The sequence below is a fragment of the Actinacidiphila guanduensis genome (assembly GCF_900103985.1).
Lineage (GTDB): Bacteria > Actinomycetota > Actinomycetes > Streptomycetales > Streptomycetaceae > Actinacidiphila > Actinacidiphila guanduensis.
In genome coordinates this window covers 1-16,229 of sequence record NZ_FNIE01000020.1, presented here as the reverse complement: position 1 = coordinate 16,229, position 16,229 = coordinate 1, and the positions used below count along the sequence as shown (strand labels likewise).

The following is a 16,229-nucleotide window of genomic DNA, read 5'->3' as shown; positions in this document are numbered from 1 at the left end:
TGCTGTGTACCGCCTAGCTCAACGCGCCCTTCAGGGTGGAGATCGCGAGCTGGATGGCCGACTCCGCGGCATGGGTGGGGCGCAGGGCGTTGACCATGACGAAGTCGTGGATGATGCCCTGGTAGCGAACCGCGGTCACCGGCACCCCAGCGGCGCGGAGCTTCGCCGCGTACGCCTCGCCCTCGTCCCGCAGGACATCCGCCTCACCGGTGATGACCAGGGCCGGCGGGAGGTCGGCGAGCTGCTCGGTGGTGGCCCGCAGCGGCGACGCGGTGATCTCGGCCCGCTCGCCCTCGTCCGTCGTGTACTGGTCCCAGAACCACTGCATGCCCTCGCGGGCGAGGAAGTACCCCGTGGCGAACTGCCGGTAGGACGGCGTGTCGAAGTTCGCGTCCGTGACCGGGTAGAAGAGCACCTGCGCCTTCAGTGGCACGTCCCCCCGCTCCTTGGCCTGCAGGGTGAGCGCGATCGCCATGTTCCCGCCGACCGAGTCGCCCGCGACGGCCAGCCGCGACCCGTCGAGGTCCTTGCTCGCGCCCTCGGTGACCACCCAGCGGGCCACCGCGTAGTTCTGCCCGATCGCTATCGGGTAGCGCGCCTCGGGCGAGCGGTCGTACTCGGGGAAGACGACGGCCGCGCCGGTGCCCACGGCGATCTCGCGCACCAGCCGGTCGTGGGTGTGCGCGTTGCCGAAGACCCAGCCGGCGCCGTGGATGTAGAGGACGACGGGCAGCGGGCCGGCCGCACCCTTGGGCCGGACGATGCGGGCCTTGACGCTGCCGGTCGGGCCGCCCTCGACGGTGATCCACTCCTCGTCCACCTCGGGCTTGGCCACCTCGCCCGACTGCACCTCGTCCACGGCCGCGCGGCCCTCGGCGGGCGGCAGCTGGAAGAGGAACGGCGGCTTGGAGGTGGCCTCGGCGAAGGCGGCGGCCTCGGGCTCCAGGACGGGCGTCGGGGCTTCGAACAGCTCGGACATGGAGGTGTCCTTCTCTCTGGGAGGGGGCCTCCTGCGGAGGAGGTCCCTGGCGAACCCTGCAGGCGAGATACTAGGACACGATTCCCTCGCGTGCAAGGTAAGTGTGGGCGAGGGGATACAGGGCGAGGAAATCGTCCGATGGGGGCTACAGTGGGGAGATGGACGCGATCGAGCCGCGAGGAGGAGAAATGGGCCAGAACGAGAACCAGGACGGGCAGGAGTTCCCCCTGCTCCTGGACGACCAGCTGTGCTTCGCGCTGTACGCGGCCTCCCGCGCGGTGACCGCCCGCTACCGCCCGCTGCTGGACACCCTCGGGCTCACCTACCCGCAGTACCTGGTGATGCTGGTGCTCTGGGAACGGCAGGAGGTCTCCGTCAAGGAACTCGGCGCCGCCCTCCAGCTCGACTACGGCACCCTGACCCCCCTGGTCAAACGCCTTGAAAGCAACGGGCTGGTACGGCGCGAGCGGCGCCCGGACGACGAGCGCTCGGTCCGGGTCCTGCTCACCGCGGAGGGCACCGCCCTGCGGGAGAAGGCGGAAGGGGTGCCGCCGGCGATGGGCGCCGCGATGGGCCTGGCCCCCGAGGAGTTCGACGTCATGAGCGGTCTGCTGCGCAAGCTCACGGCGAACGTGACGGCGTGACGCGGGCCCGGGCGACAGACCGGCAGGCGGCAACGGCCCGGCAGATGACAGGTGGCGCGCCCGTAATAAAAGGGGACGCGCACGCGGGACGCATAAGAGGGGACGCGTAAGAGCGGCGGCCCCCTTGCCCAGGGGCCGCCGCTCCGGCGTGTTCAGGGCTGCCGCTCCTACGCGCTCAGCCCCGTTCAGCGCGGCTCCCGCCTCAGTGCGAGCAGCCCCCGCACTGGCAGGGGCCGCCGGACTGGCAGCCGCAGCCGCACCCCGAGCCGCACCCGCAGGCACCGAGCAGCGGCAGCGGGGTGCGCACGGGGGCGACGGGTTCGGGAGCGTGGGTCGGCGGGGGAGTGGGCGAATCCGGCATGTGCACCCTCCTGTGAACGTGGGGTCACCACCAGTGAACGCCGCCGCCCTCGCCCGCAGCAAGGGCGCGCGAACGCATCGGCGCACTGCGCCCCGGCGCACGCGCCCCCGGAGCGACCGGAGCGACCCGCGCACACCACGCCGGACCGTAGGAGAGAAGCCTCACACGCCTTCGACGGGCGTCGGCGCCGGCGTCAGCTCGTCCGCGTGCTCGCCTGTCACCAGGTAGACGACCCGCTTGGCGACGGAGACCGCGTGGTCGGCGAACCGCTCGTAGTAGCGGCCGACGAGCGTGACGTCCACGGCCGTCTCTATGCCGTGCTTCCACCGGTCGTCCAGCAGGTGCTGGAAGAGGGTGCGGTGCAGCTCGTCCATGCGGTCGTCGTCCGCCTCCAGCTGGAGGGCGTCGTCTATGTCCTTGGTCACGATGACCTCGGCCGCCTTGGCCATCAGCCGCTGCGCGAGCTGGCCCATCTCCAGGATCGTGCTGTGCAGGTCGCGCGGCACCGCCGACTCCGGGAACCGCAGCCGGGCGAGCTTGGCCACGTGCCGGGCCAGGTCGCCGGCCCGCTCCAGGTCCGCGCTCATCCGCAGGCTGGTGACGACGATCCGCAGGTCGGTGGCGACCGGCTGCTGCCGGGCGAGCAGCGTGATCGCCCGGTTCTCCAGGTCGCGCTGCAGGTCGTCCACCTTCTCGTCGGCCGCGATCACGCTCTCCGCCACGTTCAGATCGGCGTCGAGCAGCGCGGTCGTCGCCCGCCCTATCGCCGAGCCGACCAGGCGGGCCATCTCGACGAGCTGCTCACCGACCGAGTCGAGCTCCTCGTGGTATGCGTCGCGCATCGCTTTCCTTCCGTAGCCGGCCGCGCGGGGCAGCGCGCATGCCATGGCCGAAACATGTCCACGGAGGCTTCTCCTCCAGCTCACACGCTGATGGGCCTACGCGTACCGGCCGGGCATCGCAGGTGAATCCGCACCTTCGTCGAGGTGAACTCTTGGCAACGTACATCCGAGAGCTCTCTTCCGGGGTTGTAAAGCAAATGAGCCGCACACCTACCCTGGATGCGTGGACGTGAACGCGGCAGTCGCCGCAGCCAGCGGGATAGTCGGTCTCCTGACCGGCGCCAGCGCCGTGCTCGCGTTCCGGTGGAGCGAGCGGGAGCAGGCCCGCCCCACACGCAAAGCGCAACGGACCGAGACCATGACAGCCGTACTACCCCCGGGCGTGGACACCGTACTGTCCGTGCTCCGGTCCTCCGCCGTCGTCCTGGACGAGGGCGACACCGTGGTGAAGGCCAGCTCGGCGGCGTACGCGCTGGGGCTGGTGCGCGGCGGCCGGCTCGCCGTCGACCAGATGCTCCAGATGGCCCGCGAGACCCGCAGGGACGGCGAGATACGCCAGGTCGAGCTGGATCTGCCGCGCCGCGGCGCCGGCCGCGGCGAGGGCCTGGCGGTCTCCGCCCGGGTCGCCCCGCTCGGCTCGCGCCTGGTGCTGCTGCTGGTCGAGGACCTCACCGAGGCCCGCCGGATCGAGGCCGTCCGCCGGGACTTCGTGGCGAACGTCAGCCACGAGCTGAAGACCCCGGTCGGCGCCCTGTCGCTGCTGTCCGAGGCCGTGATGGACGCGGCCGACGACCCCGAGGCGGTCAACCGCTTCGCCGGCCGGATGCAGGTGGAGGCGACCCGTCTGACCAGCCTGGTCCAGGAGATCATCGACCTCTCCCGGGTCCAGGACGACGACGTGCTCACCGACGCCGAACCGGTCACGGTGGACGACCTGGTCGCGGAGGCCGTCGACCGCTGCCGCCAGCGCGCCAACTCCAAGCAGATCACCATGGCCACCGGCACCACCCCGGATCTGGTGATCTGGGGCAACCGCGGCCAGCTCGCCGCCGCCCTGGGCAACTTGGTGGAGAACGCCGTCAACTACAGTCCGGCCCGCACCCGGGTCGGCATCGCCGCCCGCCGCATCGCCGCCCCCGGTTCCGGGGGCGGCGATCTGGTGGAGATCTCCGTCACCGACCAGGGGATCGGCATCTCCGAGAAGGACCGCGAGCGGGTCTTCGAGCGCTTCTACCGGGTGGACCCGGCGCGCTCGCGGGCCACCGGCGGCACCGGCCTCGGACTGTCCATCGTCAAGCACGTGGCCGCCTCGCACGGCGGGGAGGTCACGGTGTGGAGCGCCGAGGGGCAGGGCTCCACCTTCACCCTGCGCCTGCCCGAGGCCGGGCGCGCCCGCCCCGCAGAACCCGACCCCGGTCCCGACGACGACCTCGACGAGCCGCGGGACGACCAGCTGTTCCAGACCCTCCCCGAACACATCCCCGCCCCGGAGGTCCTTCCGTGACCCGCGTACTCGTCGTCGAGGACGAAGAGTCCTTCAGCGACGCGCTGTCGTACATGCTCCGCAAGGAGGGCTTCGAGGTCGCGATCTCCGCGACCGGGCCCGACGCACTGGACGAGTTCGAGCGCAACGGCGCCGACCTGGTGCTCCTGGACCTCATGCTGCCGGGCCTGCCCGGCACCGAGGTCTGCCGTCAGCTGCGGCTGAAGTCCAATGTCCCGGTGATCATGGTGACCGCCAAGGACAGCGAGATCGACAAGGTCGTCGGCCTGGAGATAGGCGCGGACGACTACGTGACCAAGCCGTTCTCCTCGCGCGAGCTGGTCGCCCGCATCCGCGCGGTGCTGCGCCGCAGGGGCGAGCCGGAGGAGATCTCGCCGGCCGCCCTGGAGGCCGGTCCCGTCCGCATGGACGTCGACCGGCACGTGGTCACCGTCGGCGGCGGCAAGGTGGACCTCCCGCTCAAGGAGTTCGACCTGCTGGAGATGCTGCTGCGCAACGCCGGCCGCGTGCTGACCCGCATGCAGCTCATCGACCGGGTCTGGGGCGCGGACTACGTCGGCGACACCAAGACCCTCGACGTCCACGTCAAGCGCCTGCGCGCCAAGATCGAGCCGGACCCCGGTGCCCCGCGCTACTTGGTGACGGTCCGCGGCCTGGGCTACAAGTTCGAGCCGTAAGCCGGGCCGGCCGCCGGACGGAGTCCGGCACAGCGCTCCGAAGCCCGCGCAGCGGTGCGAGGGGTGCGTCGGGGATGTTGTTCGTGCCGGACCCCGGTGCCCCGCGCTACCTGGTGACGGTCCGCGGCCTGGGCTACAAGTTCGAGCCGTAGGCCGGGTCGACCGCCGGACGGAGTCCGGCACAGCGCTCCGAAGCCCGCGCAGCGGTGCGAGGGGCGCGTCAAAAGCCGTAAGGGGCTTGCCACCTGGTGGCGAGCCCCTTACGGCGTCTGCTTGCGCGGCCCTTACGAGGTCGGCGTGGCCGTCCCGGTCGGCGTCGCGGTGCCCGTGGGAGTCGCCGTGCCGGTCGGCTTGCCCGTCGGAGTGGCCGTGCCCGTCGGGGTGCTCGGAGTGGTGGGCGCGGCCGTCGTCGGGAGGGCGCCCGGGCCGTACGGGGCGAAGTAGCGGGCCGCCGGCATCACGGTCACCTGCATCTTCACCGCGCCGGCCTGGCTGAAGGTGAAGGCGGCGTTCTGCACGTCGCCGTCGCGCAGCGACTCGCTGCTGTTCTCCAGCACCGCCGCCGGGTTGCCCTTGCCGCCGAGCAGCACGCTGCTGTGCGCGGGGACGGCCACGGTCGAACCGCCGTCGGCGCCCTGCAGCTTGGCCAGCAGGCCGCTGCCGATCTCCACCGACTGCAGGTCCTGCTCGGAGTTGCCGTTGTTGAAGAGCCGGGCGGTCACCGTGGCGGGGCCGCTGGTGTCGGTGAGGACGAACGCGTTCTGCACCTTGACGTCGCCCTTGGCACCCGATTCGGTGTCCGGCTTGACCTCGGTGCTCGCCGCGTTGCTGCCGGCACCGCAGGCGGCGGCCAGAGGCGCGAGCGAGAGCACGAGTACGGCGGCGACGGCGCCGCGACGGATGCTGCGGACCACGGCGGGGCATCTCCTCGGTCGGGTACGGACGATCTTCCGGCGGCCATAGATTACCGACGCGGTCCCCGCCGCCCCGCACCGCCCCCGGCTTTGACGGCGCGTCGATTACCCGGGTGAACCCGTGGAGGCCGCGTGAACCGCCGTGAACGCGCACCCGTGGGAGCCGTGTGAACCGCCGTGAACGCGCCCGCCGGACGCACGGCATTCGCCGTTCACCGGAGTTCGGGCAAAATTCGATCTTCGGCCGCCGGTATCCGGCCACGCGTCCGAACGGCGTAGCGATGATCCACTCTTGTGGGAGGGGCAAACCGGGACGTACCGACCTCTGTTCGGGGCTGTTCGGGGCTGTAACGGCGGCGTTTCAAGCTCCCCGCATACCCGCTCCGACCTGCGGATACCTCTTCCGGGCCGCCCCCTCCAGCACGTTCCGGGGGCGGTTGTCAAGCCCTGAGATATGCCCTGACCTGCGGAAACGCCATTCAGATGAGGGCGTTCCCGTGTTACCCTGGATAGCCACGGAAGGGGTACCTGTCACATGACGTTCAAGGTTGGCGACACCGTGGTCTATCCCCATCACGGGGCCGCGCTGATCGAAGCGATCGAAATTCGCCAGATCAAAGGCGTGGACAAGACCTACTTGGTGCTCAAGGTCGCCCAGGGCGACTTGACGGTACGCGTGCCCGCGGACAATGCGGAGTTCGTCGGCGTACGCGACGTGGTCGGTCAGGACGGTTTGGACCGGGTCTTCGAGGTGCTGCGCGCGCCGTACACCGAGGAGCCCACCAACTGGTCCCGCCGCTACAAGGCAAATCTGGAGAAGCTGGCCTCCGGCGATGTCATCAAGGTCGCGGAAGTGGTGCGCGACCTGTGGCGCCGGGAGCGCGAGCGCGGCCTGTCGGCCGGCGAGAAGCGCATGCTCGCCAAGGCCCGGCAGATCCTGGTCAGCGAGCTCGCGCTCGCCGAGAACACCAACGAGGACAAGGCCGAATCGCTGCTCGACGAGGTCCTCGCGTCGTAAGACCGTCCCCTTTCGGACGTTCTCGTGATCGCGTCTCCTGACGGAGTGCCACCGCACGCCCCATGTGACGTCACGACCTACGCAGACGCACCCCCCGGTTCCTCCCCGGCTCCCATCGGCCGCGAAAGCGGCTGAAAGGAGCCCCCAGGGACCTTCCGGGGACATGCCGCGGCACCCGGCCCAGCACGACGGCCGGGTGCTGCGGCATGCTGGTGCCGCGGCACGGCCCGCCGTCGCGGCGGACGGACCGCGGGGCGCCGGCCGCGCTCCTCCGGATGTCACGGAAGGGGTCCGAAGGAGCGGCGGACCGGGCGGGCGCGCTCGCGGCCGCACCGTACGGCCCGGGGTCCTCCCAGGCCATACCCACCTCATGCAAGGACACAAACCTGCGTACCGCTGCTGTCATTCCCGCCGCCGGACGAGGAGTCCGGCTCGGCCCCGGCGCGCCCAAGGCGCTGCGCACGCTGGGCGGGGTGCCGATCCTCGTGCACGCCGTGCGCGCGATGGCCGCCGCCCGGGCCGTCCAGGTGATCGTCGTGGTGGCGCCGCCCGACGGCGCCACCGAGGTCCGGGCGCTGCTGGATGCCCACGGGCTGCCGGAGAGCACCGACATACGCGTCGTCCCCGGCGGCGAGCAGCGCCAGGACTCCGTGCGCCTGGGGCTGGCCGCCCTGCCCGACGACGTGGACGTGGTGCTCGTCCACGACGCCGCCCGCCCGCTGGTGCCGGTCGAGACCGTCGAGGGCGTGGTGGCCGCCGTACGCGGCGGTGCCCCCGCCGTCGTGCCCGGGCTGCCGCTCGCCGACACCGTCAAGAGCGTCGACCCCGCCTCCGGCGCGGTCACCGGCACCCCGCAGCGCGCCCTGCTGCGGGCCGTGCAGACCCCCCAGGGCTTCGAGCGCGACCTGCTCGCCAAGGCCCACGCCACCGTCACCCAGGACGTCACCGACGACGCGAGCATGGTCGAACAGCTCGGCGTCCAGGTCCTGGTGGTGCCCGGCCACGAGGAGGCGTTCAAGGTGACCCGGCCGCTGGACCTCGTGCTCGCCGAGGCCGTACTCGCCCGCAGGAGGGCCCATGGCCACTGAAGGGGCCACTGAAGGGGCCACTGAAGGGGCCACTGAAGGGGCCACTGAAACAGCTGCTGGAGGAGCCACTGTGGAAGCCGCCGGGGACGCCGCTGGGGAAGCTCGCCCTGCTGCCGAAGAGGCCGCCGGGCCCACGTCGGAAAGGGCCCTCCCGGTGCTGCCCCAGGTGGGCATCGGCACCGACATCCACGCCTTCGAGGAGGGCCGCGAGCTGTGGTGCGCGGGTCTGCTGTGGGAGGGCGAGGGACCGGGGCTCGCCGGGCACTCCGACGCCGACGTGGTTGCCCACGCCGCCTGCAACGCCCTGTTCTCCGCCGCCGGCCTCGGCGACCTCGGCGCCCACTTCGGCACCGGCCGCCCCGAGTGGGCCGGCGCCTCCGGGCTGACCCTTCTCACGGAGGCCGCGCGGATCGTCCGGGCGGCCGGGTTCACGGTGGGCAACATCGCCGTCCAAGTCGTGGGCGTGCGGCCGAAGATCGGCAAGCGGCGCGACGAGGCCCAGCGGGTGCTCTCGCAGGCGTGCGGGGCGCCCGTCTCGGTCAGCGCGGCCACCACCGACGGCCTGGGTTTTCCCGGCCGCTCCGAGGGCCTGGCCGCCATCGCCACCGCCCTGGTGGTCCGCACTCCGTAGGGCGGTGCCCGGCCATCTGCCCGGTGCGGACCCCGGGCCGGGGCCCGGCCGATTGCTTCAGGAGTGTGTGCTCTGTGCCAACCGCACAAGGCACACGCTCCGGGCCACTACCCTTGAGGGGTGACCATTCGCCTGTACGACACCGACGCGCGCCAGGTTCGTGACTTCGTCCCGCTCACGCCGGGCTGCGTCTCGATCTACCTGTGCGGCGCGACCGTGCAGGCCGCCCCGCACATCGGGCACATCAGGTCGGGACTGAACTTCGACATCATGCAGCGGTGGTTCCGCTACCGCGGCTACGAGGTCACCTTCATCCGCAACGTCACCGACATCGACGACAAGATCATCCGCAAATCCGCGGAGCAGCACCGCCCCTGGTGGGCGATCGGCTACGAGAACGAGCGGGCGTTCACCGACGGGTACGACGCGCTCGGCTGCCAGCCGCCCACGTACGAGCCGCGGGCGACCGGCCACGTGCCCGAGATGATCGAGATGATGCAGGGCCTCATCGAGCGCGGCCACGCCTACGCCGCCGACGGCAACGTCTACTTCGACGTGCGCTCCTTTCCCGGCTACCTGGAGCTGTCCAACCAGGAGTTGGACAACCTGCGGCAGCCCGAGGGCGAGGGCGAGACCGGCAAGCGGGACCAGCGCGACTTCGCCATGTGGAAGGCGGCCCGGCCCGGCGAGCCGTCCTGGGACACCCCGTGGGGCCGCGGCCGCCCCGGCTGGCACCTGGAGTGCTCGGCCATGGCGCACAAGTACCTCGGCCGCGCCTTCGACATCCACGGCGGCGGCATCGACCTGATCTTCCCCCACCACGAGAACGAGATCGCCCAGGCCCGCGCGTTCGGCGACGAGTTCGCCCGTTACTGGGTGCACAACGCCTGGGTCACCATGAGCGGCGAGAAGATGAGCAAGTCGCTCGGCAACTCCGTGCTCGTCTCGGACATGGTGCAGCGCTGGCGGCCGATCGTGCTCCGCTACTACCTGGGCACCCCGCACTACCGCTCCATGATCGAGTACAGCGAGGAGGCGCTGCGCGAGGCCGAGGCCGCGTTCGCGCGGATCGAGGGCTTCGTGCAGCGGGTGGTGGAGATGGCCGGCGTGGTGGAGCCGGCCGCCGAGGTGCCGCCCGCCTTCGCCGAGGCGATGGACGACGACATGGGCGTGCCGCAGGCGCTCGCCGTCGTGCACACCACCGTCCGGCAGGGCAACAGCGCGCTCAACGCGGACGACAAGGAGACCGCGGTCGCGCGGCTCGCCGAGGTCCGTGCGATGCTCGGAGTGCTGGGCCTGGACCCGCTCGACCCGCACTGGGCCGGCGCCGACCGCGGCGACGACCTGCACGGCGTGGTGGACTCCCTGGTCCGGCTGGTGCTCGACCAGCGCCAGGGTGCCCGCGCGCGCAAGGACTACGCCACGGCCGACGCGATCCGCGACCGCCTGGTGCAGGCCGGTCTGGAGATCGAGGACACCCCGACCGGCTCCCGCTGGACCCTGCGGGGCTGAGCGTCCACCCCACGGTGCCGCCGCCCCCGACCGGGCCGGCGGCACCTGCCCGTGTCAGCCGCCCGGGCCCGAACCGACCGGAGAAGTGAGAGACCCATGGCCGGCAACAGCCAGCGCAGGAACCGCCGTACGACCAACAAGAAGGGCGCCACGGTCGGCAGCGGCGGCCAGCGCCGCCGGGGCCTGGAGGGCAAGGGCCCCACGCCGCCGGCCGAGGCGCGCAAGGGACACAAGAAGAACCGGGTGGCCAACGCGCAGGCGAGGCGGTCGGTCTCCGCGCAGTCCCGCCGGCCGTCCGGCCGCGGCGCCAAGGACACCTCCGAACTCGTCGTCGGCCGCAACCCCGTGGTCGAGGCGCTGCGCGCGGAGATCCCCGCCACTGCCGTCTACGTCCAGCAGTACATCGACAACGACGATCGGGTGCGCGAGGCGATCAAGGCCGCCACCGAGCGCGGGGTGCCGCTGCTGGAGGCCGCCAAGCCCGAACTCGACCGCATCACCGCCGGGCTCAACCACCAGGGCCTGGTGCTGCAGATCCCGCCCTACGAGTACGCCCACCCCGACGACTTGGTCGCGGACGCGGCCGAGGCCGGCGAGGACCCGCTGATCGTCGCGCTCGACGGCGTCACCGACCCGCGCAATCTGGGCGCCGTGGTGCGCTCGGTGGCGGCCTTCGGCGGCCACGGCGTCGTCGTCCCCGAGCGGCGGGCGGCCGGCATGACCGCCGGTGCCTGGAAGACCTCGGCCGGCACCGCCGCCCGCGTCCCCGTGGCCCGCGCCACCAACCTCACCCGCGCCCTGGAGTCCTACCAGAAGGCGGGCCTGACGGTGGTCGGCCTGGCCGCCGACGGCGAGGTCGAACTGCACGAGCTGGAACTGCTGTCCGGGCCCGTGGTGATCGTCGCGGGCAGCGAGGGCAAGGGCCTGTCCCGGCTGGTCGGCGAGACGTGCGACCTGCGGGTGCGCATCCCCATGCCGGGCGGGGCGGAGTCGCTCAACGCCGGTGTGGCCGCGGGCGTCGTGCTCTACGAGGCCTCGCGCCGCCGCGCCCGCTGACGCCCCCGCGGCCCCCGCCGGCCGCCGCCGCTACGCAGTGCATATGACGGGGCACTGTCAGGCAGCGTCAGGCAGTGTCCTAACCGGGGTTCACTCGGTTAGATGAGTGTGGACACCAGAACACCCCGCACCACCACGGGGGGAGGGACACCCGGGTTCGACGAGCGCGTGCTGACGATGGCGCGGGTGCCCAGCGATCCCGCCCAGGTCATCGTCAACCACGCGAGTTTCCGGGTGCAGCTCGGCGCCTCCTCGGCGCGCTCGCTCGGCCTGGACGACACGGTGCGGATGCCCGCGGTGCGCCGCCGGCCGGTGGTCTGGTCGGGCAGCTCGGCACCGGAGTTGACGCAGGCCGTGCGCGAGGCGGGCGCGAGCGCGGGAGCCGCCACGCAAGTGCTGCCGCGGATCGGCGACACCGCCGTCCTGCCGCCGGCCGTGCCCACCGTCGTCGGCCAGCGGGCGCCCCACGACGAGCCGCTCGTCTCCCGCCAGCCCCAACCGGCCGGCTATGCGGGCGGGTTCGACACCCCCGGCGACCCGCTCCCGGACGAGGACGAGCGGCGCTCCGAACGCTCCGAGCGGCGCTCGGTGCGCCACGCGTACTACCCGCACCGGCGGATGAACCTCGGCATCGTGCTGCTGCCGCTGCGGGTGTTCCTCGGCTTCATCTCCATCTACGCCGGCATGGGCAAGCTGTGCGACCGCGTCTACTTCGACGGCGGCAAGCGCGGCTCCATGGTCACCTGGCTCTCCTCGCTCCACCCCTGGGCGGCCGCCGAGCCGTTGCGCGACGCCGCGCTCAACCACCCGGTGGGCGCCGGGCTTTCCATCGCCTTCCTGCAGGTCGTGGTCGGCGTGCTCACCGTCTGCGGCCTGTGGCAGCGGCTCGCCGCGTGCTTCGGCGCCGCCTTGTCGGCCGCGCTGCTGGTCACCGTGAGCTGGCGGACCGTACCGGTCTACGACGCGCCCGACTTCATCTACCTGGCCGCCTGGAGCCCGCTGATCATCGCCGGGGCGCCGGTCTACTCCGTGGACGGCCACCTGGCCGGCGACGCCTGGCGGCGGCTCGGCCCGCGGGTCACCCTGTGGGACCTGCGCCGCCGGGTGCTGCGCAGGGGCGCGGTGCTCGCCACGGTGACGATCGGCCTCACCCTGCTCGTCGGCTCCGTGCTCGGCGCCGCCGTCCGCGCCACCAGCACCCCGCACGGCCACGCCGGGCCCGCGACCACCCCCACCAACAACCTGCCGGGCTCCCCGCTGCCCGAGGTCACCGGCCCGGGCGGCTCCGACGACTCCGCCGGCGGCGGCACGCCGACACCCACCCACCGGGCGTCCACGGCGCCGGGAACGACCGCCCCCTCGGCCACCCACCGCCCCCCGGCGACCCACACCACCATCCCGGTCGGCGGCGGCTCCACCACCGGCTCCTCGCCGTCCTCCGGCGGCAGCCCGGCGACCCAGGCGCCGCCCCCGCCGCCGCCCGTCACCCAGGCCCCGCCTCCGCCGCCGCCCCCGGCCGAGACGAAGCCGACGACGGGCACGATCGGCGGGCTCCTCGGCAGCGGGCCGCTGCTGGGCCTGGCCGCTTCGAGCGCCCCGCCGCCGATGGCGTAGCCGGGCCGGACGGCCACCGAGGTGCCTCCTGCGTGCGACCGGCAGGGGGCACCTCGCCGTTCACGGGCTCACCTCGGTCCGGGCACCCCGGGAGTGGCCGGGGACAGCTCGCGGAGCCGCGCTTCGAAGTCCCGCACTGCCGGCTCCTCGGCTCTCGGGCCCAGCCGGGAGCGGAACACCTCCATGTGCTCCCTGACGATGGCCGAGCGCAACCCGGCCGAGAGGGCGGCCGCCTCCGACGCGAGGGCGCAGCCCTCGTCCAGCGTCCCGGCCGCCACATGGGCGGTGGCCAGGAGGAACAGGCCCACGGCCCTTCTGCGCACCAGGTGCTCGGGATGGGCGGCCAGGGCCTGTTCCGCGCAGCGCGCCGCCTCCTGCGGCCGGCCGAGATCGAGGTGGCAGTGCGCGAAGTCGTCGGCGAGATAGCCGGGGCCGAAGTGCCGGATCCACAGCGGCTCCTGGTCGGGTTCGGCCTGCTCCAGGGACTCCTCGGCCCGTGCCATGGCGAGATCGCACTGCCGGGCGTCCCCCAGCAGCGCGTAGCCGCGGGCCTCGGCCGCGAGCAGGCAGGACCGCACGGCGCCGCCGATGCGGTCGCGGCTGCCCTCCCGCGCCGCACGGGCCAGTTGCGCCACCTCTCGCGGGTGGCCCAGTTCCGCGGCCAGCCGGCCCAGGCCTGCGGCCAGGACGTAGCCACCGAAACCGCGGTCGTCGGCCGCATGGGCCAGCCGCAGGGCCTGGATGTAGTAGCGGTGGGCCAGGGCCGGCTTGCCGCTGTCCACGGCCATGTAGCCCGCGAGTTCGCTCAGCCGGGCGGCGGCCCCGCACAACTGCCTGCCGACGCCGCTGCCGTAGCCGCCCCGGAGCTGGGCCGACACCACCGCGTCCAGGTAGTGCACGGCGAGTGGGCGGACGTCTCCGCTGCCGAAGCGGTGGTCGAGGTCGGCGATGCTGCGGGTGACCTGGGTCGTGGTCTCGATGTCCGCCGACGTGACCACTCGCGTCCCCTCGTGCGCGGTTCCGCTCTCCGGTTCGGCGATCAGCCAGTCCCTGCTGGGCTCCAGGAGGGTCGAGATCGCCAGCCGGGGAGCGGACGGCAGCCGCCTGCCCGCGGCGTCGGTCCGCCAGAGGCCGGTCGCCTCCTCGACGGCCGCCGCCAGGGTCGGCGCGAAGGTGAGGCCCACCTGCGGGACGTCCTGGTGCTCGGCCGCGGTCATGCCGATCTCCTCCACGGAGACCCGGCGGCCGAGTTTCTGCCCGAGGACCTCGGCGATGATCAACGGCGTCTGACCGCGGGGCCGCTGTCCGCGCAGCCAGCGGCTCACCGACGTCTTGTCGTAGCGCAGGTCGAGTCCGCGTCGGCTCCCTTCGAGGTTCACTCGCCGGGCAAGACCCACGTTCGAGCAGCCTGACTCGGTGATGAGTTCCTGCAGGAGCTCGTTGCGTGCACGGGAGTCCAGTCGTCGGGCGGCCAACGAGGCACCCCATTTCGTTCGGAGGGGGGAGTCGGAGACGGGTGGCAGAACGGTTTGTGTCAAGTGGGCCCGCCGCTTCCGCGGCACGCGTGGGGGAACCGGCCGCCACCCGGACCGTCCCGCAGGGTGCGCTCCCCGGCAGGGCGGGATCGTCAGAGCCCGGCGCGGAGCGCACCGAGTCCGGTACTCCGCGGAGTACCGGACCCGCTTCTGGTGCGAGCCGCCCGTCGGGGCGGCGGGGCGACGGCAGGACAGAACTCGGGCCGCGGGAGAGCGAGTGGTTTTCGGAAGGTGTCGATAGAGCAGCCCGCGGTCGTGAGGAGTTATCAGTGGTCCCACAAACGGGCACCGACGTGGCCCCGTCGGTGCCGGAACGTTCTCGATACGGTTACCCGGCTGCCCGGGACCGGACAGGCTTACGGTGCCGCGGCCCCTGTCCCGGGGTCAGGAGGGAGAAGCCCTGCTGGTACTGCTTCCGCGGGTCGGGAGAACCGGTTCCGTACCTGTGGAATATTCCGCGGGCAAATGTAACGTAATCGCGATTCCCGTTCAAGCGCGGGTCAAGAGGGTCGATCTTTGAATTGATATGGATCACAAAATTCCCCGCACGGTTCGGTTCTGCCTGTGTTTTCTCCTCGCGGCACCGGTTGCACCCCCGGCCGAGGGAGCGCGCGCCGTTCCGTGCGCGCTCACCCGCCCCGCCGCACCCCGTCGCCGCGCTCACCGCGGGGCGATGTCGCAGACGACGACACCGATGCCGACTGCCATCCCGCACGTGGCAGTCAGACCAGTGACCCGGCCCGCGCAGGGCGCCGTCAGCAACTGCTCGGTCTTCATGGCTTCGAGGACGACGATGAGATCGCCCTCGGAGACCTGCTGGTTCTCCTCGACCGCGACCTTCACGATCGTGCCCTGCATCGGCGCGCGTACCAGGGTGTCCGCCGAGGGACGATCGGCAGAACCGGGGGCATACCGTGCCGGTCGCCGGCCCGGCGGCGGCCCGGCGGCACTCAGGTGGGCGGGCAGCGACACCTCCAGACGCTTGCCGCCCACCTCGACGACGACGGTCTCGCGCTGCCCCTCGTGCCCGTCGTCGTCGCCTTCGCCTGTGCCGGTGGGGGTGAAGGGGGGGATGGTGTTGTCGAACTCGGTCTCGATCCAGCGGGTGTGGACGCTGAACGGGCCGCCGTCCTTGGGGGCGAACGCCGGATCGGCCACCACCGCGCGGTGGAAGGGGAGTGCGGTGGCCATTCCTTCGACGGTGAACTCGCCGAGTGCGCGGGCGGCGCGTTGCAGGGCCTGCTCGCGGGTCGCGCCGGTGACGATGAGTTTGGCGAGCAGGGAGTCCCAGGCGGGGCCGATGACACTGCCGGACTCCACCCCCGCATCCAGACGCACACCCGGCCCGCTGGGCGGCTGGAAGAGGGTGACGGTGCCGGGGGCGGGCAGGAAGTTCCGGCCGGGGTCCTCGCCGTTGATGCGGAACTCGAAGGAGTGGCCCCGCAGGGGCGGGTCGTCGTAGCCGAGGGCCTGGCCGTCGGCGATCCGGAACATCTCCCGCACCAGGTCGATCCCCGAGACCTCCTCGGTGACGGGGTGCTCGACCTGGAGGCGGGTGTTGACCTCCAGGAACGAGATCGTGCCGTCCTGCCCCACCAGGAACTCGCACGTGCCCGCCCCCACATACCCCGCCTCCTTCAAAATGGCCTTGGACGCGGAGTACAACTGCGCGGTCTGCTCGTGGGTGAGGAACGGTGCGGGGGCTTCCTCGACGAGCTTTTGGTGGCGGCGCTGCAGGGAGCAGTCGCGGGTGGAGACCACCACGACGTTGCCGTGGGTGTCGGCCAGGCACTGCGTCTCCACATGCCTGGGGCGGTCCAGGTAGCGTTCCACGAAGCACTCCCCGCGGCCGAA

The 16,229-nt window shown here is 72.4% G+C and carries 14 protein-coding genes; 9 read left to right on the top strand and 5 right to left on the bottom strand.

Annotated features, from left to right (window positions below; genetic code table 11):
- Window positions 1-13: 13 nt before the first annotated feature.
- Window positions 14-979 (bottom strand): alpha/beta hydrolase, encoded by a 966-nt coding sequence (locus tag BLR33_RS30770; RefSeq protein WP_093787945.1) that lies wholly within the window; start codon window positions 977-979, stop codon window positions 14-16.
- A 188-nt stretch (window positions 980-1,167) separates the two neighbouring features.
- Here BLR33_RS30770 and BLR33_RS30765 point away from each other — a divergent pair, with 188 nt between their 5' ends.
- The gene (locus tag BLR33_RS30765; protein ID WP_093787944.1) at window positions 1,168-1,623 is read left to right on the top strand and encodes a MarR family winged helix-turn-helix transcriptional regulator; all 456 of its coding nucleotides are present in this window, start codon (window positions 1,168-1,170) and stop codon (window positions 1,621-1,623) included.
- Window positions 1,624-2,145: 522 nt separating this feature from the next.
- On the opposite strand, the gene phoU is transcribed toward BLR33_RS30765, so the two are convergent.
- Complete coding sequence (gene phoU / locus BLR33_RS30760) at window positions 2,146-2,826, bottom strand: phosphate signaling complex protein PhoU (protein ID WP_093787943.1); 681 nt, start codon at window positions 2,824-2,826, stop codon at window positions 2,146-2,148.
- 223 nt (window positions 2,827-3,049) lie between these two features.
- On the opposite strand from phoU, the gene BLR33_RS30755 reads away from it, so the two are divergent.
- Window positions 3,050-4,330 (top strand): sensor histidine kinase, encoded by a 1,281-nt coding sequence (locus tag BLR33_RS30755; protein ID WP_093787942.1) that lies wholly within the window; start codon window positions 3,050-3,052, stop codon window positions 4,328-4,330.
- Entirely contained in the window at window positions 4,327-5,007 is a 681-nt protein-coding gene (locus tag BLR33_RS30750; RefSeq protein ID WP_031525271.1) for a response regulator transcription factor, read from the top strand. The genes BLR33_RS30755 and BLR33_RS30750 overlap by 4 nt, the downstream gene beginning before the upstream one ends.
- 284 nt (window positions 5,008-5,291) lie before the next feature.
- On the opposite strand, the gene BLR33_RS30745 is transcribed toward BLR33_RS30750, so the two are convergent.
- Window positions 5,292-5,921: a hypothetical protein gene (locus BLR33_RS30745; protein ID WP_093787941.1), complete on the bottom strand. Its 630-nt coding sequence runs from the start codon at window positions 5,919-5,921 to the stop codon at window positions 5,292-5,294.
- A 535-nt stretch (window positions 5,922-6,456) separates the two neighbouring features.
- Between BLR33_RS30745 and BLR33_RS30735 the strand changes: the two genes are divergently transcribed.
- From BLR33_RS30735 to BLR33_RS30710, 6 genes are all read left to right on the top strand, one after another.
- Window positions 6,457-6,939, top strand: coding sequence for a CarD family transcriptional regulator (locus tag BLR33_RS30735; protein ID WP_093787939.1), 483 nt, complete (start codon window positions 6,457-6,459; stop codon window positions 6,937-6,939).
- Window positions 6,940-7,214: 275 nt separating this feature from the next.
- Window positions 7,215-8,027: a 2-C-methyl-D-erythritol 4-phosphate cytidylyltransferase gene (gene ispD / locus BLR33_RS30730; protein ID WP_093788009.1), complete on the top strand. Its 813-nt coding sequence runs from the start codon at window positions 7,215-7,217 to the stop codon at window positions 8,025-8,027.
- Between the two features lie 154 nt (window positions 8,028-8,181).
- Window positions 8,182-8,658, top strand: coding sequence for a 2-C-methyl-D-erythritol 2,4-cyclodiphosphate synthase (gene ispF, locus BLR33_RS30725; protein WP_093787938.1), 477 nt, complete (start codon window positions 8,182-8,184; stop codon window positions 8,656-8,658).
- Window positions 8,659-8,778: 120 nt separating this feature from the next.
- A complete protein-coding gene (gene cysS / locus BLR33_RS30720; RefSeq protein ID WP_093787937.1) occupies window positions 8,779-10,170 on the top strand; it encodes a cysteine--tRNA ligase in 1,392 nt (463 codons plus the stop codon).
- Between the two features lie 96 nt (window positions 10,171-10,266).
- Entirely contained in the window at window positions 10,267-11,226 is a 960-nt protein-coding gene (gene rlmB / locus BLR33_RS30715; protein ID WP_093787936.1) for a 23S rRNA (guanosine(2251)-2'-O)-methyltransferase RlmB, read from the top strand.
- A 102-nt stretch (window positions 11,227-11,328) separates the two neighbouring features.
- On the top strand, window positions 11,329-12,840 hold the full coding sequence (locus tag BLR33_RS30710; protein ID WP_093787935.1) for a DoxX family protein: 1,512 nt from the start codon (window positions 11,329-11,331) through the stop codon (window positions 12,838-12,840).
- A gap of 68 nt (window positions 12,841-12,908) precedes the next feature.
- Here the strand turns inward: BLR33_RS30710 and BLR33_RS30705 are convergent, their stop codons facing one another.
- Both BLR33_RS30705 and BLR33_RS30700 read right to left on the bottom strand, forming a co-directional pair.
- On the bottom strand, window positions 12,909-14,315 hold the full coding sequence (locus BLR33_RS30705; RefSeq protein WP_093787934.1) for a tetratricopeptide repeat protein: 1,407 nt from the start codon (window positions 14,313-14,315) through the stop codon (window positions 12,909-12,911).
- Window positions 14,316-15,035: 720 nt separating this feature from the next.
- On the bottom strand, window positions 15,036-16,229 hold a 1,194-nt coding region (locus BLR33_RS30700; protein WP_093787933.1), incomplete at its 5' end, for an ATP-binding protein.